Here is an 18,052-nt window from a genome sequence, read left to right on the forward strand (position 1 = left end):
ACGGAGCCTGCGCCCGACACGGTTACTCCGGGGTAGGCGCTTATGTGACGGAGGGCCGCTGCGTCTCCCTAAGTAGTTGCCGGCAGCCGCGTGGGAGACTGGGGGCATGTTGCTTGCATTTTCTGTAGCTCCGTCAGGCGTTCCCAGCGAAGGCTCCCGGCCCAACGACGCCTCAGTGCACGACGCCGTAGCCGCCGCCGTGAAGATCGTCCGGGAGTCGGGGCTCCCCAACCAGACAGATTCCATGTTCACCACCATCGAGGGCGGGTGGGACGAAGTGTTCGACGTCGTTAAACGCGCCACCGAGGCCGTGGGCCGCTACGGCAGCCGTGTCTCACTGGTGATCAAGGCAGACATCAGGCCCGGGTACAGCGGCGAGCTGACGGCGAAAGTGGATCGCCTGGAGAACGCCCTGGCGCAGGAGCCCTAAGCCTTCCCGGAGGGGCTAAAGTATCTGGACCCCCCGCAGCGCCGCGTGCCAAACTGTGCCCATGTTCGAGCACAAGCCCCGGCCGGAGTGGGTTGCCACTGAGGAGTTTCTGTCCAGTGCCGTAGTGCATCCGGACGCCGCGGCCCAGCAGGCCATCCGGACGGCTGCGGAAGCGGGAATGCCGGCCATTGAGGTGGCCCCGAACGCCGGGAAGCTCCTGAAACTCCTGGTCCAGCTGTCCGGCGCGCACCGGATCCTGGAAATCGGAACGCTGGCTGGCTACAGCACCATCTGGATGGGCCGGGGACTTCCGCGCAGCGGCACATTGGTCACCTGCGAGTACCTGCCCCAGCACGCGGAGGTGGCGTGGGCGAATATCGATGCCGCCGGTCTGGGTGAAAGGGTGGAGATCCGGTTGGGTCCTGCGCTGGAGACGCTCGCTGCCCTCGAGGAAGAGGAGCGGGAGCCGTTCGACTTCATCTTCATTGACGCCGACAAGCAGAACAACAGCCGCTATCTTGACTGGGCGGTGAAGCTCGGAAGGCCGGGTGCGGTGGTGGTCCTGGACAACACCATCTGGGAAGGGGCTGTCCTGGACCCGGACATCGATCCCGTAAATGCGCCGGGCATAATCGATGCGCTCAAGATGCTCGGGGACCATCCACGGTTGGATGCCACTGTTATCCAGACCGTCGGGTCAAAAGGTTGGGATGGCTTCGCGCTGGCCCGCATTCTTCCGCAATAACAGTAAGTAAGCTGTGGAGATGAGACCGGCGCCCTGCCGGCCATCATTAATGGAGGAAATTCTTGCGCGCGGCACCTACCCCTGTGCTCCTTAGCTCCACCCCCGCCGATCTGTCCCCCTGGATTTCGACCCTCGATTCCGTCGCTGCTGCCGCAGGTGACATCCCTGGCCTGCTGTCGCTGGCTGTTCAGGCCGGCCGGACTTGGCCGCAACCCGGGGGAGGGCGGACTGCGGTGCTGTGGGAACTCCTTGCCTCGGTGGCTGCCATTGATGTGGCCGCCGCCCGCGTGTTCGAGCCGCACCTCGATGCCACGGCGATTCTCGCCCAAGCCGGACAGCCGTACCCTGATTTTGGGCCCGGGCCGGAGGGTTCCCAAGACGAAGCCTGGGGTGTGTTCGCCGCGGAAGCCCCCGGCGCCAAGCTTGAGGCGCTCCCCGCCGGCACCGGTGCGGTCCTCACCGGGTCCAAGCCCTGGTGTTCACTTGCAGCGCACCTGGACCGCGCCGTCGTCACCGCCCACACGGACGACGGCGGCCGGGCGGCTTTTGCGGTCAGCCTTCGCCACCCCGGGGTGGCGTGCGAGCAACCGCAGTGGATTGCGCGCGGGTTGCGGGAGATACCGAGTGGAAGTGTCCGCTTCGAGCAGGTCCCGGCCTTCCCTTTAGGTGGAACCGGCTGGTACCACAGTCGCCCGGGCTTCGCGTGGGGCGGGATGGGAGTCGCAGCCTGTTGGTTGGGCGGCGCAGTAGGAGTGGCGCGGGACTACCGTGACAGCCTGCAGGCGGGTTCCGGCACGGGCCGGGAACCTGACCAGGTGGCGCTCGCCGCACTTGGGGAGGTTGACCGCACCCTTACTGCCGCGCTGCAGTATCTTGCCTGGACTGCCGCCCGCTTGGATGACGGGACCCTCGGTGGCGGGGCAAACCAAAGCACGTGGAGCGAGGCCCAGCGGGTCCGTGGAACTGTAGCCGCCGCCGTCGAACGTGTCCTCAACCTGGTGGGGTCCAACCGGGGTCCAGGCCCGCTCGCCTTCGACGAAACGTATGCCAAGAGAATGGCGGACCTGGCACTCTACGTACGCCAGCATCATGGCGCACGCGATGACGCCCAGCTGGGGCGGCTCACGCTCAAGGGAGACTGCCCGTGGTGACCTTTTCGCACACAGACGCAGGAACCAGCGAGGCCGCCTGGGCTGCCAGCGGCCTGTCCGCAATGCCCGAGCTGCCGCTCGATCCCACTGAGTTGGCGGCCATGCGCTTTATCGTGCTCGCGGCACATCCCGACGACGAAACACTCGGCGCCGGAGGGTTCATGGCCTCGCTGGTGGCATTGGGGGCCAAGGTGGAAGTCCTGCTCTGCACCGCGGGGGAGGGGTCACACCCGGATTCACCCACCACCACTCCCGAACAGCTGGCGCAGGTCCGGCTGGCTGAGTTTTCACAAGCCCTCACAGTCCTCGGGTTGAAGAATCACTGGACGTTCCTCGACCTGCCGGACCGCGGGCTTGCCGGGCAGTCAGAAACGATCGCCCGCGCTGTCCGCGACTCTGCGCGGCGGCTGCGCGGTGCAGCCCAACCGTTGGTCCTCGTTGCGCCGTACCGGGCAGACGGGCACGGGGACCATGACGCGGTAGGCGCGGTGGCCGCGGAGGTAGCCCGGGAGGATGGGCACGCGCTGCTGGAATATCCCATCTGGTTCTGGCATTGGGCGACCACCCAGGACCAGGAGTGGCGGGGCTGGGCCCGGTACCACCTGGCCGAATCCGCTCGCCAAGCCAAAGGGCGGGCCATGGCTGAGCACACAACACAGGTGCGGCCGCTATCACCGCTGCGCGGGGACGAAACACTGCTCAGCAAAGAATTCCTGGAGCACTTCTCGCGCAGCTTCGAGGTGTTTGCCTGGACACCCCCGGTAAATACCTCGGAACAGATGCACTCCAGCAGTGATGCCGAGGTGGTCTTTGACAGGGTCCACGACGGCTCCACAGATCCGTGGAACTACACCCGAAGCTGGTACGAGCGCCGCAAACGGGCACTCACCCTTGCCGCACTTCCCGATGCTTCCTACGAAAACGGCCTGGAAGTGGGGTGTTCCATCGGAACCCTTACGGCCGAGCTGGCCGCCCGGTGCCGAAACCTGCTGGCCGTGGACGCCAGTGGGTCCGCGGTGCGGCAAGCCGGGCAGTTGCTGGAGGGCAGCCCCGGTGTCCAGGTGGAACAGCGCATCCTCCCGGGCGACTGGCCGAAGGATAACTATGACCTGGTGGTGGTTTCCGAAGTGGGCTACTACCTGGCGCCTGGGGAACTCGCCGCACTGTGGGACCGGGTGGAGGCGTCCCTGAAACCGGGGGGAACCCTGCTCCTGTGCCATTGGCGGCACCCGATCAGCGGCTGGGAACTCGACGGCGACACAGTCCATTCGCTGGCCCGGCAGAGGTTGGGCTGGCGAACGGCAGGGCTCTACCAGGAACGCGACTTTGTGCTGGAAGTCTTGATTGCCCCCGGACAGAAGGCACCGGCATGACGGTGTCGCCCCCGGTGGGGGATGAAGCGGATTCAGTGGGCTTCAATCCACGCAGCATCCAGCAGGTGGCAGTGGTAATTCCGGTGCACAACGAGGAGCAACACCTCCGGCCCGCGCTTGCCGCCGTGGGCTGCGCCGCAGACCTGCTTGGGTCCCAACGTCCAGGTGTTGAGGTGCAGGTGATGATTGTCCTGGACAGCTGCACAGACCGGTCACCTTCCATAGCCGCGGCAATGGCGGAAGCCGACACCCGATTCCGGCTCCTGCCCGTCAGCTTCGGCAGTGTCGGAAAGAGCCGGCAGGCCGGCGTCAATGCAGCGCTGAAGAGCCTGCGTGCCCGTTCCCACGACGGCCACGCCGCTGCGGGTGATCCAATGCAGCGGGTTTGGGTGGCGAACACCGACGCCGATTCGTCGGTGCCCGGGCACTGGCTGGTCCGGCAGCTGGAACTGGCCGCAGCCGGAAGCGACGCTGTCGTTGGCACTGTGCACCCGGACCCGCACGGTATGCCCCACGAACTCATTGCCCGATGGCGTGCACGGCACGACCATGGGGAGGACCATCCGCACGTGTATGGGGCCAACCTCGGGGTTCGCGCCTCGTCCTACCTCGCCGCGGGCGGGTTCCCCGGTGTCGCATTCGATGAAGACCGCGGCTTGGTGAACCGGCTCCGTGCCAGCGGCGCCGGCATTACTGCTACAGATACGACGCGCATTCTTACGTCTGGACGGATCTCCGGACGGGCGCCCAAGGGTTTTGCCGCCTATCTTTTGTCGTTGGCCCGATCGTAGCCCTTGCCACAGGAAGCCCGGATCGGGGCACGCAAAAGGGCTGTTGCCTGTAGGCAACAGCCCTTTTGCGGTCAAAAAGTCAATCTCACGACTGAATCGTCATTCCCCGGTTTAGACCAAATCGGGAGCGCTGGAAACGATGTAGTCAGCCGCGGCTGGCCCGGTCATGGAAAGGTTGTTGCTGTCGGGGTTGATACCGGCTTCGTGCATGGCCTCCCAAAGGGCGGCCGGCTCATGGAGTTCAACCTTCTGCAGGAGGCACCAACTGGTATAAAGGCCGTATAGCTCGTCGCGTCCCAGGCCCAGGCCGGGCTCCTTATCGGGGATAACTGCTTCGGCAAGAAACTGTTCAAAATGGGTAGCAGGCATGTCCGCTCATTTAAGGGTTGACCGAGATGCCGCCGTCTGCTTCAGCGGACCTGCCGGTATCCAGAGGATCCCGGCGAGGTATTCAAGAAAGTATTGCAGCTCGCTGCGATTTGTCCAGTCGAACCTGTCCAGTGCGGCCTCAAGCCATGGGAGTTTGAGGGGGCCGACGGCGACTGGGGGGACTGGCCTCGGTCTCAGAAGAGGCCATCTCACCGCCGACCCCGCTTCGCCCCGGGTTCGGTGCAACCCGGAAAACTGAACAGGACCTTCAAGATGAATTTTCCTCCATCCTGAAGGTCCTGCCTAGTCCCTCTGTTGGCCCCTTTAGCCGGGGCGTACACCTGTCCTCCTAGGCGCTTCCGCCCCTTGGGCCGCCGTCGGACCCTGTGTTGCCGGCACGGTGCTGCACCTTCTCGCGGATCCTGTCGCGGTGGCTCTCCCCGGGCCGTTGGCCGTTCTGCCCGTCGCCATCGGACTGTCCGTCCTGGTCCCCATCGGAACCGTTCTGGCCCTGCTGGCCGTTCTCGGCGGCGTACTTCTCCCGCAGGTCACGGCCGTGCTTGATGTCATCCTCGATCTGCTGCTGCAGCTTTTCGCTCTTCTTGGTGTCGCGTGGCGGCAGCTGGATGGTCTCCTCCGCCTTGATGCCGGCCTGGAGTTCGCGTCCCCGCTCCACCTCGGCGTCAAACTCTGCGCCGAACAGCAGCGACATGTTCAGGATCCAGAGCCACAGGAGCATGATGATCACGCTGCCCAGGGCTCCATAGGTCTTGTTGTAGTTTCCAAAGTTGCCAACGTAGAAGCCGAAAGCCAGCGAGGCGACCAGGAAGATCACCAGGGCGATGGCCGAGCCCATGCTCATCCAGCGGAACTTGGGCTGCTTGACGTTGGGGGTGGCGTAGTAGAGGACCGCAATGATGGCAATGATCAGGATGACCATCACCGGCCACTTGGCGATGTTCCAGACGGCGAGGAAGGCGCCGCTGAGTCCGATCAGTCCGCCCACTGCCTCGGAAACCGGGCCGCTGAGGACCAGCATGCCGGCCAGAAGCGCCACGATGACCACGGCGAGGAGGGTGACGGCAAGCATCGTGCCCCGAAGCTTAACGAACGGCCGGCCCTCATCCACCTCGTAGATCCGGTTCATGGCCCGGCCAAAACCACCCACGTAGCCTGAAGCGGACCAAAGGGCGGTGACAATGCCGATCACCAGGGTGAACCCGGCCGCCGGCGCGCTTGTCAGTTCAGTAATGGGGCCGCTGATCGTGCTGACCGTCTCTGCCGGGGCGAAGCCGCGCACGATCTCAAGCAGGGCATTGGTGGTCTTCTGGGGATCACCAAAAAGGCCAAGGAGGGAGACCAGCGCCAGCAGGGCGGGAAACAGGGAAAGGACCGCGTAGTACGTCAAACCCGCAGCCAGGTCCGGGCACTGGTCCTTGCTGAACTCGCGCAAGGTCTTCTTAGCGATGTACTTCCAGGACGGCTTGTAGAGATCCCTGGGGCTGTCGGGCTTCCTTGCGTCGTCGGGTGCCGGAGCCTGGGCCGCCTTCGCGGTACTGGTCTCGGAATCGTCGTGAGTGGCCATGGGGCGTCCTCTCAATCAGGGGGCGAAGCCAACAGGCCGACCCCGGGAGACGGTGCCGGCCTGTTGGACAGGGCTATTGCCTTTGCGGTGCCTAGCCAGGCGGGCTAGGTGTTTTGGACGTTGTCTTTGGCGTCTGTGGCGCGGTCTTTGACGTCGGTGGCGGCTTGTTGGCCTTCGGTTTTGACGTTTTGGGCGGCGTCGGTGGCGGTGGCCTTGACGTTTTCCATGGCTTCCTGGGCGGGTTCCTTTAGGTCCTGGGCGACGGTTTTGGCGGCGTCGGTGACCTGGGTTGCCAGGGGCTGGGCTGCGGTTTTGAGTTGGTCCGCGGCTTCGCGTTCTTTCTGGCTTGGCGGGATCAGGGAGGAGACCAGGAGCCCGGCGCCGAAGGCGATGAGTCCGGCGGCCAGGGGGTTGCCGGCGGTTTTGGCTTTGACCTGGTCCGGGGCGGCGCTGACGGTGTGGCCGGCGTCGGAGAGTTTGGCCGAGACGGTGTCGGTGGCCTGGTGCAGGCTGTCCCCGGCCGAGCTCATGGCGTTGCTGGTGTGTCCGGCGCCGGCGGAGGTTGTGTCGTGGACCTTGGTGGTGGCGGTGTCTGCTGCTCCCATGATTTTCTCCTTCACCCCGGTCACGGCATCACGGACTTTGTCGGTTTGGCGGTGCACGATGTTGGACGGGGTGACTTTGTCGGCTACGGCGTCGACGTTGGTGCCCAGGCGTGCCCGGGTCGCTTCGATGTCTGCTCGGATGACGTCAGGGTTTTCGCTCATCGGTTTACCTCACCTGGTTTTAGGGTTGGGGGAATTTCTGAGAGGGTTTCGCCTGTTTGGGGCAGGCCCTTGATCTGCTTGAGTTCCTTGCGGCCGATCGAGGCCAGGACTGCGGCGATGATCGCCCAGATCACGGCGACGATCAGCGCGGCCCAGCCCAGGGCCATGACGGCGCCCAGGGCCCACATCAGGGCCAGGGAGAGGAAGAGCAGGACGAAGTGTCCGCCTACGCCGGCGCCGGCGAGCATGCCTGCGCCCTTGCCGGCCCGGGAGGTGGATTGTTTGAGTTCGGCCTTGGCCAGCTCCACTTCCTGGCGCATCAGGGTGGACAGGTCCCGGGTCACATCACCGAGCAGATCGCCCAGGGACGCGTTGTCCGCTTTCACATGCGCCGCGCTGGGCGGCGGCTCAGGAATCTGGCTACTCATCACAGACCACCCGTCTGGCCACCCCGGGTGCGGTCCTGGGTGAGGGGATCGTTCGCCATGGGATCGTCAGCAAGCGCTCGGTCCCGCAGCGGGTCGTCGGACAGCTGGTTGCCGGACCAGGGTTCCTCCACCAGTTGCGGGCTGTCGAGCCCACTGGCCGGACCGGCGGACTCGGAGTAGCCGCTGCCCGGTGCGCCGCCGTCGTAGCCTGCCGTGGTGGTGGCCGGGGCGGGGAGTTGCACGGGCGGGGGAGGGACGGTTCCACCGGCAACGGGGTAGGACTGGCTGTACTGGTCCCCGTACGTGCTGCCGGAGTACTGTCCGGACAGGCCTGCGGCACTGGTGCCGGCAGACGAGGGGGAGGCCTCCGGCGCGCCTGCGGTGAGGCCGCGGGTGAGGCGTCCGGCCAGGACGCCGGCGCCTGCTGCGAGGAGCAGGAAGGTGCCGGGGCGGTTGCGGGCGAAGCGCTGGACCTCGTTCAGGAGGTCACCGGGCTCGCGGTTCTCCAGCCAGGACGCTATTGAGGAGGTGCGTTCAGCTGCCTGCCGGACCAAGTCGCTGGCCATGCCCTGCTGGTCCGGGGCGCTGGCCATGCTGTGGAGCTGGCTGGAAATGTTGCGGATGCCTTCGGCCGCTTTCTGCTGCTGTGTGCCGGCCTGGCTGGTCAGCCCCGACTTGGCCTGGTGCAGCAAATCCTGCGCATTGGACTTCGCCTCCTGCGCCACGTTCGCGGCCTCGCTCTTGGCCGTCTCCGCCACGTTCTGCGCCGATCCTTTGGCGGTCCGGGCTACGTCGGCTGCTTCTTCCTTGGCTGCATCCCTTCGGGATGAACCAGCGGCGTCCCCGGCCTGGGCGTCACTGGCCTGGGCGTAGCCGGTCTGGCTCTCGCCGGTGAGGGGAGTGGCGGTGGACGGGAAGGTGGCGGGCTCCCGCTCGCCAGGAATTCCTGTGCTGGCCGGAGGGGCCGTGTAAGCGGGATCCTCGGACCATTGGTTCTCTGTCATCTTCGCTCTCTTTCCAAGAAGGCCGGTTGTTGAATCAAGAACCAGCAATACTGGCCGTAAAATGATAAGCATGATTACTAATAAAAGGTAAGTACCCTTGCTAAGCGAGTTATAACCGTTCCAAAAATGTCAGCCGGAATGGCCATGCCTGCCCGGTCACAGCGAAGTGGAAAGTGGTGGGAAAAATGGACACAGCTCCATGGGTATGGGTGATAATTGCCGTTGTTGTGGTGGTGCTCATCGTGGTGCTGCTTCTGGCCGGAGGAAGGCGCCGGAAAGCAATGCAGGAGAAGCGGGACCAGGAGCACCGGGAAAAGGCTGCCGAGATCCGGCGCGAAGCCGAGAATATGGAAATTGATGCCCGCGAACGGGAGGCCAAGGCCATCCGGGCCCGTGCGGACGCCGAACAGGCCAAGGTTGACGCGGCGCGCCTCCAAAAAGAAGCTGAACAGCGCAGCCACGAGGCGCAGTCCCTGCGCGGCGATGTTGCCAGCCATACCCGCAAGGCGGACGAGATCGACCCCGACGCCGGAGTGGACCGCAGCCGGCGCCACGATACTCCTGCCGGCAGCGACAGGCGGTACGTGGACAATACACCTGACGGCACCGCGCATCCGAACACTGGAAATCCAGATGCCGGCCAGACGAACGCTGGACAATCGAACATCGGACAGTCCGACGTCGAGCCTGGCCGCGGCGCACACCGGGAAGCGACAGCTGCAGGTGCCAATGCGGAAATTCCTGAGGATGAATCCGGGCTGAGGCGTCAGCCTGGCCCCGGGAACACTTCCGCCGGGCGGGATGTACGGGGAGAGGAAAATCCGCGCATCTAGTCCGGCTGTCCCGGTGGTGGAATCAACCGCGGGATAGTCGCTGCGGCGTAGCTAAGGCTTGCGCGGCTTCAGGACGGGGGAAGGGGCTGCCCCTTCCCCCGTTCCCATGCCCTGGAGGAGTTCCTTGACGGCGTCGATGGAGGACACCTGCGGTTCCCACCCCAGGATGCGCCGGGCCCGGCTGGTGTCCATGATGGGTGCGCCGGCGGCCATCCCCACCCAGCCTGAATCGGTGGGCTGGATCCTTGCCCGCCACGTCAGGTCCACCACCGCGTGGAGCAGCCGCATGGGGATGGGCAATATTCTCTTCGCCCCGAGGATGCGGGCCAGTTCCTGGGGATTCAGGACGGGCTCTGCGGCGATGTTGAAGGCGCCACTGGCCCGCTGGTCCACGGCCCGCCAGTAAGCCTCTGCGACGTCGTCCGCATGAACTGCCTGGAAAACCAGGTTGTCCGGGGCCGGCAGCAGCGGGAGCCAAGGTTTCCACGGGACGAGCCGCGGAAAAATGTGCCCAAGGAAGTACCTGCCGATCTCACTTCCCGCCCGGCCCTGGAAAATGAGGCCCGGCCGGAGCCGGGCCACCGAAACGTCCGGATGTGCGGCGGCGAATTCATCCAGCAGTTTTTCCTGCTCGGCTTTGTGCCGGCTGTAGTGGGAGCCTGCCATTCCGGTTGCCGGCCAGGACTCGTCCCTGCGCGGCTCCTTGCTTGACTTGCTGTAGGCGCCCACGGAGGACGCGCAGACAACCTGCTTCACGCCTGCCCTGCCGGCAGCTTCCAGCGCGTTCTTCGTGCCGGTGACATTGGTCCGGTGCAGGAGGTCCAGGTTGTGGTTCGGCTGGATTTGCCACGCCAGGTGGACCACTGCGTCAACGCCCGCGAGGGCCTTTTCCAGCTTCTGCCCGTCCTGCTCCAGACCCACGTCCAGGGTGTGCCACTCCACGCCGGCGTAGGGCGCCAGTGAGGTGTCGGGGAGCCTGCGGCTGATGCCCACAAGCTGCAGGCTGCCGGGCTTCCGGGCGAGTTGGCCCTGCAGGTTGCGCAGCAGTGCTGTTCCGGCGTTTCCGCTTGCTCCGGTGATGGCGATGCGCATGGCAAAACTCCTTGGCGGGTTGGTCCGGTCGCCGCTTATATTCCGAGCCTACAGCGGAGAAGGATTGTTTTATAAGCAACCTTATGATTTGCTGCTTCTAAGTCTTGCCGCAGGCTTTCGGAACCAGACCGAGGGAAACCAACACTCATGCCCGAATCCTTTGCCGCACTTGCCATGGATGCTGCGCCTGTCCATCGCCAACAGCCGGAACCGGCACAACAACAAAGTCCTCCCGCCACTTCAGGGCGGCTGCGGGAGACATTCGAAAACGACCTGGTCCTGCGCTACCTGGACCTCGCCGAAGCCCTCGCTGCGCGGTTTGAAGCCCGCGGGAGGGAACGCGCAGACCTGAACCAGGTGGCCTACCTGGGCCTGGTGAAAGCGGCCCGCGGCTTTGACCAGGCCAAGGGCGAAAGTTTCCCCGCCTATGCCGCTCCCACCATCACGGGGGAACTCAAGAGGTACCTCCGGGACCGGACGTGGGTTGTTCGCCCGCCGCGCCATATCCAGGACCTGAGGACCCGGCTGTTCCGGGCGGAGCCCGAGCTGACCCAGTCGTTGGGCCGGAACCCCAGCGTTGCGGAACTGGCCGGCGAGCTGGGGACTGATCCCGCGGAAGTGCAGGAAGCGATTTCGGCGTCGAGCAGCATGCATCCGGATTCCCTGGACGCGGTGAACCCGAACTCCGACGCACCCTCCATCGGAGAAGTGCTGGCATGCCCGGACACGCCACTCGAGCGGCTTGAGGAACTGGCATGCCTGCGGGACGCCATGCAGGACCTGGACGACTCGGACCGCGAGCTTTTGTACCGGCGCTACTTCTGCGAGGAAACGCAGGTGCAGCTGGGGAAGCGGTTGGGGATGTCCCAGATGCAGGTATCCCGACGCCTGGCGAAGGTGCTGGTGGAACTGCAGCGGCGCTTGGAGACAAGCGCCCAGTTCTCCCGGCCTGAGGACATGGCCGGCAATGTAACCTCAACCCACGCCGGGCAAGCCGGCGGTATGGGCAGTCCGGTTGCGCCGTTCCGCCAGGCCCGGAACGCAGGGCACCAGGGCATTGCCCGCACTGGCGGCCGCCGCCTCGGCGGCACGCGGACCCGGTAGCAGGGGATCAGGTGGCAGCAGTCCCCCCAGCACGCCCTCGGGAGTGTGGCCATGGCGGAATTTCCGGCGACAGTGGGTTTCTGAGGACAGTGCACTTTCTGGGGACAGAGCAGCTTGTTACGACGGCGGTACGCCGTTTCGAAGGCGCCGGTGCGGGCCTGGGCGGAAAGGCTGGAAGAGCCCTGAAAGGAGCAACCGCAGCGCCCCAATCCCTATCTTGCCTGTTCAAACGGGTATCAGAACAAGCCTCTACAGCCGAAAAAGCCTGCGGCGCTGTTTAGGAGCAGGAGCAGGAGGGAACAGGTTGTTTATGGGAAGCTCTGAAACCTCCAAGCTCCGGGCTGTCCTGTTCGACCGGGACGGGACCCTGGTGGTCGATGTGCCCTACAACGGGGACCCCGGCAAAGTACGGCCCATGGCCGGCGCCAAGGCTGTGCTGGACAGCCTGCGGGCGGACGGCATTGCCACCGGCGTGATCAGCAACCAGTCGGGCATTGCCCGCGGGCTGATTACGGCCGAGGACGTGGCAAAGGTCAATGCACGCGTGGAAGAACTGCTGGGACCGTTCGACGTGTGGGAGGTCTGTCCGCATGCCGAACAGGATGGCTGCGACTGCCGCAAACCTGCTCCCGGGATGGTGCACAGCGCCTGCCGCAAACTTGGTATCACAGAATCCGAAGCCGCCCTGATCGGGGACATCGGTGCCGACGTGGGTGCCGCGGAAGCGGCAGGGGCCACCGGAGTACTGGTGCCCACCCCCGTGACACGCGTCGAAGAGGTAGCCGCTGCGCGGCTGGTCGCCCCTGATCTTGCCTCCGCCGTCGGACTGCTGCAGGGGACCGCCTGATGGGGCGCGTCCTGGTGGCCCGGCTGGACAGCATGGGCGACGTCCTGCTGGCCGGTCCCGCTGTCCGGGCAGTGGCAAACGGGCGGGCACAGTACGGCGGCAGCACCAACCACGTGGTCATGCTGTGCGGCCGGCAGGGTGAAGCTGCGGCCGCGATGCTCCCCGGGGCCGCAGAGGTCTACAGCTGGGACAGCCCCTGGATCATGAACCCGGCGCCCAGGATGACCGGCCCGCATGCCGACCGGCTGATCGAATATGTCCGCAATTCCCGGATCACCGAAGCCGTCATCCTTACGTCCTTCCACCAGTCACCGTTGCCGCTGGCGCTGTTGCTTCGGCTGGCCGGAGTGGAGCGCATCACGGGGGCCTCAACTGACTACGCAGGTTCACTGCTGGACGTACGCCTCAAGCCCGGTGAGGACTTTCCGGAAGACCAACCCGAGGCGGAACGGGCGCTGGGCATTGCCGAGGCCGCCGGTTTCCGGCTGCCAGCCGGGGACGACGGGAAGCTGCACGTCGACTCCGTCCCCGACGTAACCGACCTGGTAGGCGACGAGCCCTACGTTGTGGTCCACCCCGGAGCGGCCGTCCCCGCAAGGGCGTGGCCCCCGCTGCACCATGCAGCCGCCGTCGAACTCCTCCAGGGCGCTGGGTACCGCGTGGTGGTGACCGGCGGCCCGGCGGAAAAGTCATTGACCGCCACGGTGGCCGGCCCCTCGGCCCTGGACCTGGGCGGACGCACCGATCTTTCCACTATGGCTGGCGTGATGGCCGGCGCCGATGCCGTGGTCAGCGGCAACACCGGGCCTGCCCACCTGGCAGCTGCGGTGGGAACCCCCGTGGCATGCCTGTTTTCCCCCGTGGTCCCGGCCATCCGCTGGGCGCCCTACGGCGTGCCCCTGGAACTCCTCGGGGACCAGAACGCCCCCTGCCGCATGTCCCGCGCCCGGGTTTGCCCCGTCCTCGGCCACCCCTGCCTCGACTCGGTCCCGCCGGAAGAAGTGGTGGCCGCGGTGGAGCGCCTGATCAGCGGGGTGAGCTCCTTCAGCACCCATGTGAGTACCCGTAGAAAGGCCCGCAACAGATGAGAATCCTGCTCTGGCATGTTCACGGTTCCTGGACGGACGCGTTTGTCCGCGGCCGTCATGAGTACCTGCTCCCCGTCCTGCCCGAACGTGGGGCCTGGGGACTGGGCCGCGCCGGGAGGGACTGGCCGGACTCCGCGCGGGAGGTGGATCTGGCGACGCTCGACGCCGACGCCGTGGACGCCGTCGTCCTCCAGCGGCCCGAAGAGATCGACGAAGTGGTCCGCACGCTGGGGCGCATGCCCGGCGTCGACCTTCCGGCCGTGTTCGTCGAACACAACACCCCCAAGGGCAACTTCCCGAACATCAGCCATCCGCTCGCTGGCCAAAACAGCATCCCCGTTGTCCACGTGACCCATTTCAACCGGTTGGCCTGGGACAACGGCTCCGCTCCCACCACCGTGATCGAGCACGGCATCCCCGACCCGGGGCAGCTCTACACCGGCGAGCTGCCCGAACTGGGCGTCGTGATCAACGAACCCGTCCGCCGCGGCCGCGTTACTGGTACGGACCTGTTGCCCGCCTTTGCCTCTGTGGCACCGCTGCAGGTGTTCGGCATGAAGACGGACGGACTGGCCGAAGCCACCGGAATCGAACCTTCACTGCTGACAGCCCGGGGCGACCTGAAAACCGTTGAGCTGCACCGGGAACTGGCCCGCTGCCGGGTCTACGTCCATCCGATGCGCTGGACCTCGCTGGGCCTGTCCCTCCTGGAAGCCATGCATCTGGGCATGCCGGTGGTGGTGCTGGCGGCCACGGAGGCCCCCCGGGCGGTGCCGCAGGAAGCCGGCATTGTTTCCGCGGACGTCGACGAACTGCTCCGCTGCGCAGCGCGGCTGGTTGCCAATCCGGATGAAGCCCGACGGCGGGGACTTGCCGCCCGTGAGGCGGCGCTGGAGCGTTACGGCCTGGGCAAGTTCCAGGACCGCTGGGATGAGCTCCTGGCGGACCTGCGGACCCAGCCCCGGCACTCCGACAACGGACGTCCGGACGAGCGGATCCTCGTTCCGGCGCGGGAGAGGAAGACCCCATGAAGATCGCCATGATTTCCGAGCACGCCAGTCCGCTGGCGGCACTTGGAGGGGTGGATGCCGGCGGACAGAACGTGCACGTTGCCGCGCTGTCGGAAGCCCTTGCCAAGCGGGGCCACCACGTCACCGTCTATACGCGAAGGGACGGAACGGAGCTCCCCGGGAGGGTGCGGGTGGGACGGCGCCTCGAGGTGGTCCACGTCGACGCCGGCCCTGCCCGGCACGTGCCCAAGGACGAGTTGCTGCCCTACATGGGCGAACTCGCTGACGGTGTGGCCGCCGACTGGGGCCAGCGGCCGCCGGACGTGGTGCACGGGCACTTCTGGATGTCCGGCCTTGCCGCCCTCGACGCGGCCCGCCGGCCGGACACCAATTACCGGGTGCCAATGCTGCAGACCTTCCACGCGCTGGGAACCGTCAAGCGCAGGCACCAGGGTGCCGAGGACACCAGCCCCGAGGCGCGCCGCTGGCTGGAACCAGGGGTGGGCCGCTCTGCGGACCGGATTATCGCCACCTGTTCGGACGAGGTTTTCGAGCTCAAGGCCATGGGCATCGCCACCGGCAAGATCTCCATCGCGCCCTGCGGTGTGGATCTTGGCTTCTTCTCACCGGAGGGTCCGGCCGCCGCGCGGAAGCGCCGCTACCGGATCCTGTCCGTAGGGCGGCTGGTGCCCCGCAAGGGCGTGGACCTGGTCATCCGTTCGCTCCCGTACCTCAAGGCGGCCGGATTCGAGGACGTCGAACTCCTGATCGTGGGCGGCGGCGACTCGAACGGGATGCACGCCGACCCGGAAATCCGCCGCCTCATGGACCTTGCGGCCCAGCTTGGCGTATCGGAGCAGGTAACCCTGCAGGGCCAGGTGTCCCGGGCTGAAATGCCCGGCATCTTCCGCAGCGCCGACGCCGTCGTGTGCGCACCCTGGTACGAGCCCTTCGGCATCGTCCCGCTGGAGGCCATGGCCTGCGGTGTGCCCGTGGTGGCAGCCGCGGTGGGCGGTCTCCGGGACACGGTGGTGGACCATGCCACGGGCCTGCATGTGCCGCCCAAGGACCCTGAAGCCATTGCGTCGGCCCTGTCGCTGCTTCTGGAAAACCCCGACCTCAGGGCCAAGCTCGGCCAGGCCGGCGAGCGCCGGGCCCGCACCCGCTACTCCTGGGACCGGGTGGCAGCGGAAACCGAAAAGGCCTACCAGTTGGCCGTGGCCGGCGTCCAGAAAAGCGCCCAGGCGGGCGCTCCGGCCGGGATCGTACCGATGGAAGGAGCCGCACTGTGACTGCCGAATCATCCCTGCGTGAATCAAGCCTGCGCGAAGCAGACCTCCGCACACTGATGGTGCCGCCGGCGCTGCCTGCGGTGCTCCCGGGAGCCACGTTCGTGGACCCCGCCAGTGCGGACGCCGTCCGAACCCACCTGGACAACGTGCTTCCGGCACTCGAATCGCTGCGCAGCCAGTCCGGCCGGCTTGCCGCCTGGGGTGTGGAGCTGGCCCAGCGCCTGCTTCGCGGGCATCGGCTCCTGGCGGCAGGAAACGGCGGCTCGGCCGCGGAGGCGCAGCACCTGACCGCCGAATTGGTGGGGCGGTTCGACTCCGAGCGGGTGCCCTTCTCCGCAATTTCCCTGCATGCCGAGTCGTCCGCCGTCACCGCGATCGCCAACGACTACGGGTACGACGACGTCTTTGCCCGGCAGGTGCGGGCGCACGGCCGTTCGGGCGACGTGCTGATGCTGCTGTCCACCAGCGGCAAGAGCCCCAACCTGCTGCGGGCTGCGGAAGCTGCCTCCCGCCTCAACGTGACCACCTGGGCGCTTACCGGCTCCGGACCCAACCCCTTGTCCGAGGCCTGCGACGAGGCGGTCATGGTTGACGCCTTGAACGCCAATGCCCAGGAAGGGCACCTGATCGCGCTGCACGCCGTGTGCCGCGCCTTCGACCTTGAGGTGGCCCGGCACACTCCCTCCCTGACCACCGCGGTGGCAAACGGTGGCCTGCGATGAGGATCGTTGTGGTGGGCGACGTGATGCTCGACGTCGACCTTTCCGGTGAGGCAACCCGGCTCAGCCCTGATGCCCCCGTCCCCGTGGTGGACGTCTCGGGCGTCCGCCGCCGTGCCGGCGGTGCGGGCCTGGTGGCGCGCATGCTGGCGCAGGACGGCTGGCCAGTCACCCTGGTGACGGTCCTGGGGAATGACGACGCCGGCAGCCAGCTGCGTGCACAGCTCGCCGGGGTGCGGCTCGTGGCGGGGAACAGCGGCCACCCTTCGCCGGTCAAGACCCGGGTCCGGGCAGGTTCCCATCCGGTGGTCCGTTTCGACCAGGGCTGTGAGAAGACCCCGGTCCCCGACGTCAGCCCCGCCATGCTCCGTGCCGTGGAGAAAGCCGGCGTGGTCATCGTTGCCGATTACGGCAGGGGCCTGGCGGCCAACCCGCAGCTGCGGGACCTGCTCGCACGGCTCGCCGGCACCGTGCCCATCATCTGGGATCCGCACCCCTCCGGGCCCGAACCCGTGCCGGGCATCGCCGTCGTGACTCCGAACATTTCCGAAGCCACCAAGGCCGTGCAGTCCGGAGCCGGCGGCGTGCCCGACTCCGATGACCCCGCGGCAGCCGTAGCGGAGGTCCTGCTGCAGCGTTGGCGCAGCCAGGCCGTCCTGGTGACGAAGGGCGAGGAGGGGGCCGTCCTGCTGCAGCAGGGAGAAGCCGCTTCCCATGCCGTTCCCGCGCCGCGCGTGGAAGCGGGCGACCCGTGCGGCGCCGGCGACCGGTTGGCGGCCAGCCTTGCAGTGCACCTCCTGGCCGGACGCGACCTGCCGGAAGCGGCCGCCCTGGCAGTCCATGACGCTGCGGATTTCCTGGCGGCAGGGGGAGTCTCGGCATTGCCGGAGACCGATGAACCCGATGCTGCCGCCGGTAGTCCCAGGCCCACGCCGGCCCCGGCCCGGCGAACCACCGAGCCGCTGCTGCTTGCCCGCTCGGTGCGCGAAAGCGGCGGAAAGGTGGTGGCTACGGGTGGTTGCTTCGACCTGATCCACGCGGGCCACATCCGGTCCCTCGCAGCAGCCCGGGAGCTGGGGGACTGCCTCATCGTCTGCCTGAACTCCGATGACTCGGTGCGGCGGCTCAAGGGCCCGGAGCGCCCCATCATTGGCCAGCACGACAGGGCGGAACTGCTTCTGGCCATGGAATGCGTGGACGCCGTGATGGTCTTCGATGAGGACACCCCCGAGGCCGCGCTGGATCGGCTCCGCCCCGATATCTGGGTCAAGGGCGGCGACTACAAAGGCGCCCGCCTCCCCGAGGCGGACCTGGTGGAAAGCTGGGGCGGCCGCTGCCTTACCGTCCCCTTCCACCCCGCCCGCTCCACGACAGGCTTGGCGGACGCACTCGCCAAGGTCAGCTGATCCGCTACTTCGCAAACT

At 66.7% G+C, this 18,052-nt stretch carries 19 protein-coding genes; 13 read left to right on the top strand and 6 right to left on the bottom strand.

Features of this window, described 5'->3' with window-relative positions:
- Positions 1–106: 106 nt before the first annotated feature.
- The 5 genes from LFT46_RS01955 to LFT46_RS01975 all read left to right on the top strand — a co-directional run bounded on the left by LFT46_RS01955 (position 107) and on the right by LFT46_RS01975 (position 4,490).
- On the top strand, positions 107–430 hold the full coding sequence (locus LFT46_RS01955; protein ID WP_236800800.1) for a thiamine-binding protein: 324 nt from the start codon (positions 107–109) through the stop codon (positions 428–430).
- 61 nt (positions 431–491) lie between these two features.
- Positions 492–1,175, top strand: a complete 684-nt coding sequence (locus tag LFT46_RS01960) for an O-methyltransferase (protein ID WP_236800801.1) — start codon at positions 492–494, stop codon at positions 1,173–1,175.
- 62 nt (positions 1,176–1,237) lie between these two features.
- Positions 1,238–2,326 (top strand): hypothetical protein, encoded by a 1,089-nt coding sequence (locus LFT46_RS01965; protein WP_442863662.1) that lies wholly within the window; start codon positions 1,238–1,240, stop codon positions 2,324–2,326.
- Positions 2,320–3,699 carry a bifunctional PIG-L family deacetylase/class I SAM-dependent methyltransferase gene (locus tag LFT46_RS01970; RefSeq protein WP_236800802.1) on the top strand — a complete coding sequence of 460 codons (1,380 nt, stop codon included), beginning with the start codon at positions 2,320–2,322 and terminating at the stop codon, positions 3,697–3,699. The genes LFT46_RS01965 and LFT46_RS01970 overlap by 7 nt, the downstream gene beginning before the upstream one ends.
- Entirely contained in the window at positions 3,696–4,490 is a 795-nt protein-coding gene (locus tag LFT46_RS01975) for a glycosyltransferase (RefSeq protein WP_236800803.1), read from the top strand. Before LFT46_RS01970 ends, LFT46_RS01975 begins: the two co-directional genes overlap by 4 nt.
- Before the next feature lie 111 nt (positions 4,491–4,601).
- Here LFT46_RS01975 and LFT46_RS01980 read toward each other — a convergent pair whose 3' ends face one another.
- The 5 genes from LFT46_RS01980 to LFT46_RS02000 form a co-directional block, all read right to left on the bottom strand.
- Positions 4,602–4,859 carry a hypothetical protein gene (locus LFT46_RS01980; protein ID WP_236800804.1) on the bottom strand — a complete coding sequence of 86 codons (258 nt, stop codon included), beginning with the start codon at positions 4,857–4,859 and terminating at the stop codon, positions 4,602–4,604.
- A gap of 349 nt (positions 4,860–5,208) precedes the next feature.
- Positions 5,209–6,444 carry a YihY/virulence factor BrkB family protein gene (locus tag LFT46_RS01985; RefSeq protein WP_236800805.1) on the bottom strand — a complete coding sequence of 412 codons (1,236 nt, stop codon included), beginning with the start codon at positions 6,442–6,444 and terminating at the stop codon, positions 5,209–5,211.
- A 104-nt stretch (positions 6,445–6,548) separates the two neighbouring features.
- Positions 6,549–7,211, bottom strand: coding sequence for a DUF3618 domain-containing protein (locus LFT46_RS01990; RefSeq protein WP_236800806.1), 663 nt, complete (start codon positions 7,209–7,211; stop codon positions 6,549–6,551).
- The gene (locus tag LFT46_RS01995; protein ID WP_236800420.1) at positions 7,208–7,639 is read right to left on the bottom strand and encodes a phage holin family protein; all 432 of its coding nucleotides are present in this window, start codon (positions 7,637–7,639) and stop codon (positions 7,208–7,210) included. Before LFT46_RS01995 ends, LFT46_RS01990 begins: the two co-directional genes overlap by 4 nt.
- On the bottom strand, positions 7,639–8,643 hold the full coding sequence (locus LFT46_RS02000; RefSeq protein WP_236821133.1) for a hypothetical protein: 1,005 nt from the start codon (positions 8,641–8,643) through the stop codon (positions 7,639–7,641). The genes LFT46_RS01995 and LFT46_RS02000 overlap by 1 nt, the downstream gene beginning before the upstream one ends.
- Positions 8,644–8,828: 185 nt before the next feature.
- Between LFT46_RS02000 and LFT46_RS02005 the strand changes: the two genes are divergently transcribed.
- On the top strand, positions 8,829–9,476 hold the full coding sequence (locus LFT46_RS02005; RefSeq protein WP_236800808.1) for a hypothetical protein: 648 nt from the start codon (positions 8,829–8,831) through the stop codon (positions 9,474–9,476).
- Between the two features lie 51 nt (positions 9,477–9,527).
- Here LFT46_RS02005 and LFT46_RS02010 read toward each other — a convergent pair whose 3' ends face one another.
- Positions 9,528–10,568, bottom strand: a complete 1,041-nt coding sequence (locus LFT46_RS02010; RefSeq protein ID WP_236821134.1) for an NAD-dependent epimerase/dehydratase family protein — start codon at positions 10,566–10,568, stop codon at positions 9,528–9,530.
- Positions 10,569–10,715: 147 nt separating this feature from the next.
- On the opposite strand from LFT46_RS02010, the gene LFT46_RS02015 reads away from it, so the two are divergent.
- The 7 genes from LFT46_RS02015 (at position 10,716) to LFT46_RS02045 (ending at position 18,034) form a co-directional block, all read left to right on the top strand.
- Entirely contained in the window at positions 10,716–11,672 is a 957-nt protein-coding gene (locus tag LFT46_RS02015; RefSeq protein ID WP_236821135.1) for a sigma-70 family RNA polymerase sigma factor, read from the top strand.
- Positions 11,673–11,982: 310 nt separating this feature from the next.
- A complete protein-coding gene (locus tag LFT46_RS02020) occupies positions 11,983–12,519 on the top strand; it encodes a D-glycero-alpha-D-manno-heptose-1,7-bisphosphate 7-phosphatase (RefSeq protein ID WP_236800812.1) in 537 nt (178 codons plus the stop codon).
- Positions 12,519–13,607: a glycosyltransferase family 9 protein gene (locus LFT46_RS02025; RefSeq protein WP_236800813.1), complete on the top strand. Its 1,089-nt coding sequence runs from the start codon at positions 12,519–12,521 to the stop codon at positions 13,605–13,607. Before LFT46_RS02020 ends, LFT46_RS02025 begins: the two co-directional genes overlap by 1 nt.
- Complete coding sequence (locus LFT46_RS02030; protein ID WP_236821136.1) at positions 13,604–14,638, top strand: glycosyltransferase; 1,035 nt, start codon at positions 13,604–13,606, stop codon at positions 14,636–14,638. The genes LFT46_RS02025 and LFT46_RS02030 overlap by 4 nt, the downstream gene beginning before the upstream one ends.
- Entirely contained in the window at positions 14,635–15,909 is a 1,275-nt protein-coding gene (locus tag LFT46_RS02035; protein WP_236821137.1) for a glycosyltransferase, read from the top strand. Before LFT46_RS02030 ends, LFT46_RS02035 begins: the two co-directional genes overlap by 4 nt.
- A 56-nt stretch (positions 15,910–15,965) precedes the next feature.
- Complete coding sequence (locus tag LFT46_RS02040; RefSeq protein ID WP_236821965.1) at positions 15,966–16,631, top strand: D-sedoheptulose-7-phosphate isomerase; 666 nt, start codon at positions 15,966–15,968, stop codon at positions 16,629–16,631.
- Complete coding sequence (locus tag LFT46_RS02045; protein ID WP_236821138.1) at positions 16,628–18,034, top strand: PfkB family carbohydrate kinase; 1,407 nt, start codon at positions 16,628–16,630, stop codon at positions 18,032–18,034. Before LFT46_RS02040 ends, LFT46_RS02045 begins: the two co-directional genes overlap by 4 nt.
- Positions 18,035–18,052 lie beyond the last annotated feature (18 nt).

It is taken from the genome of Arthrobacter sp. FW306-07-I (assembly GCF_021800405.1).
In the GTDB taxonomy this organism is placed as follows: domain Bacteria; phylum Actinomycetota; class Actinomycetes; order Actinomycetales; family Micrococcaceae; genus Arthrobacter.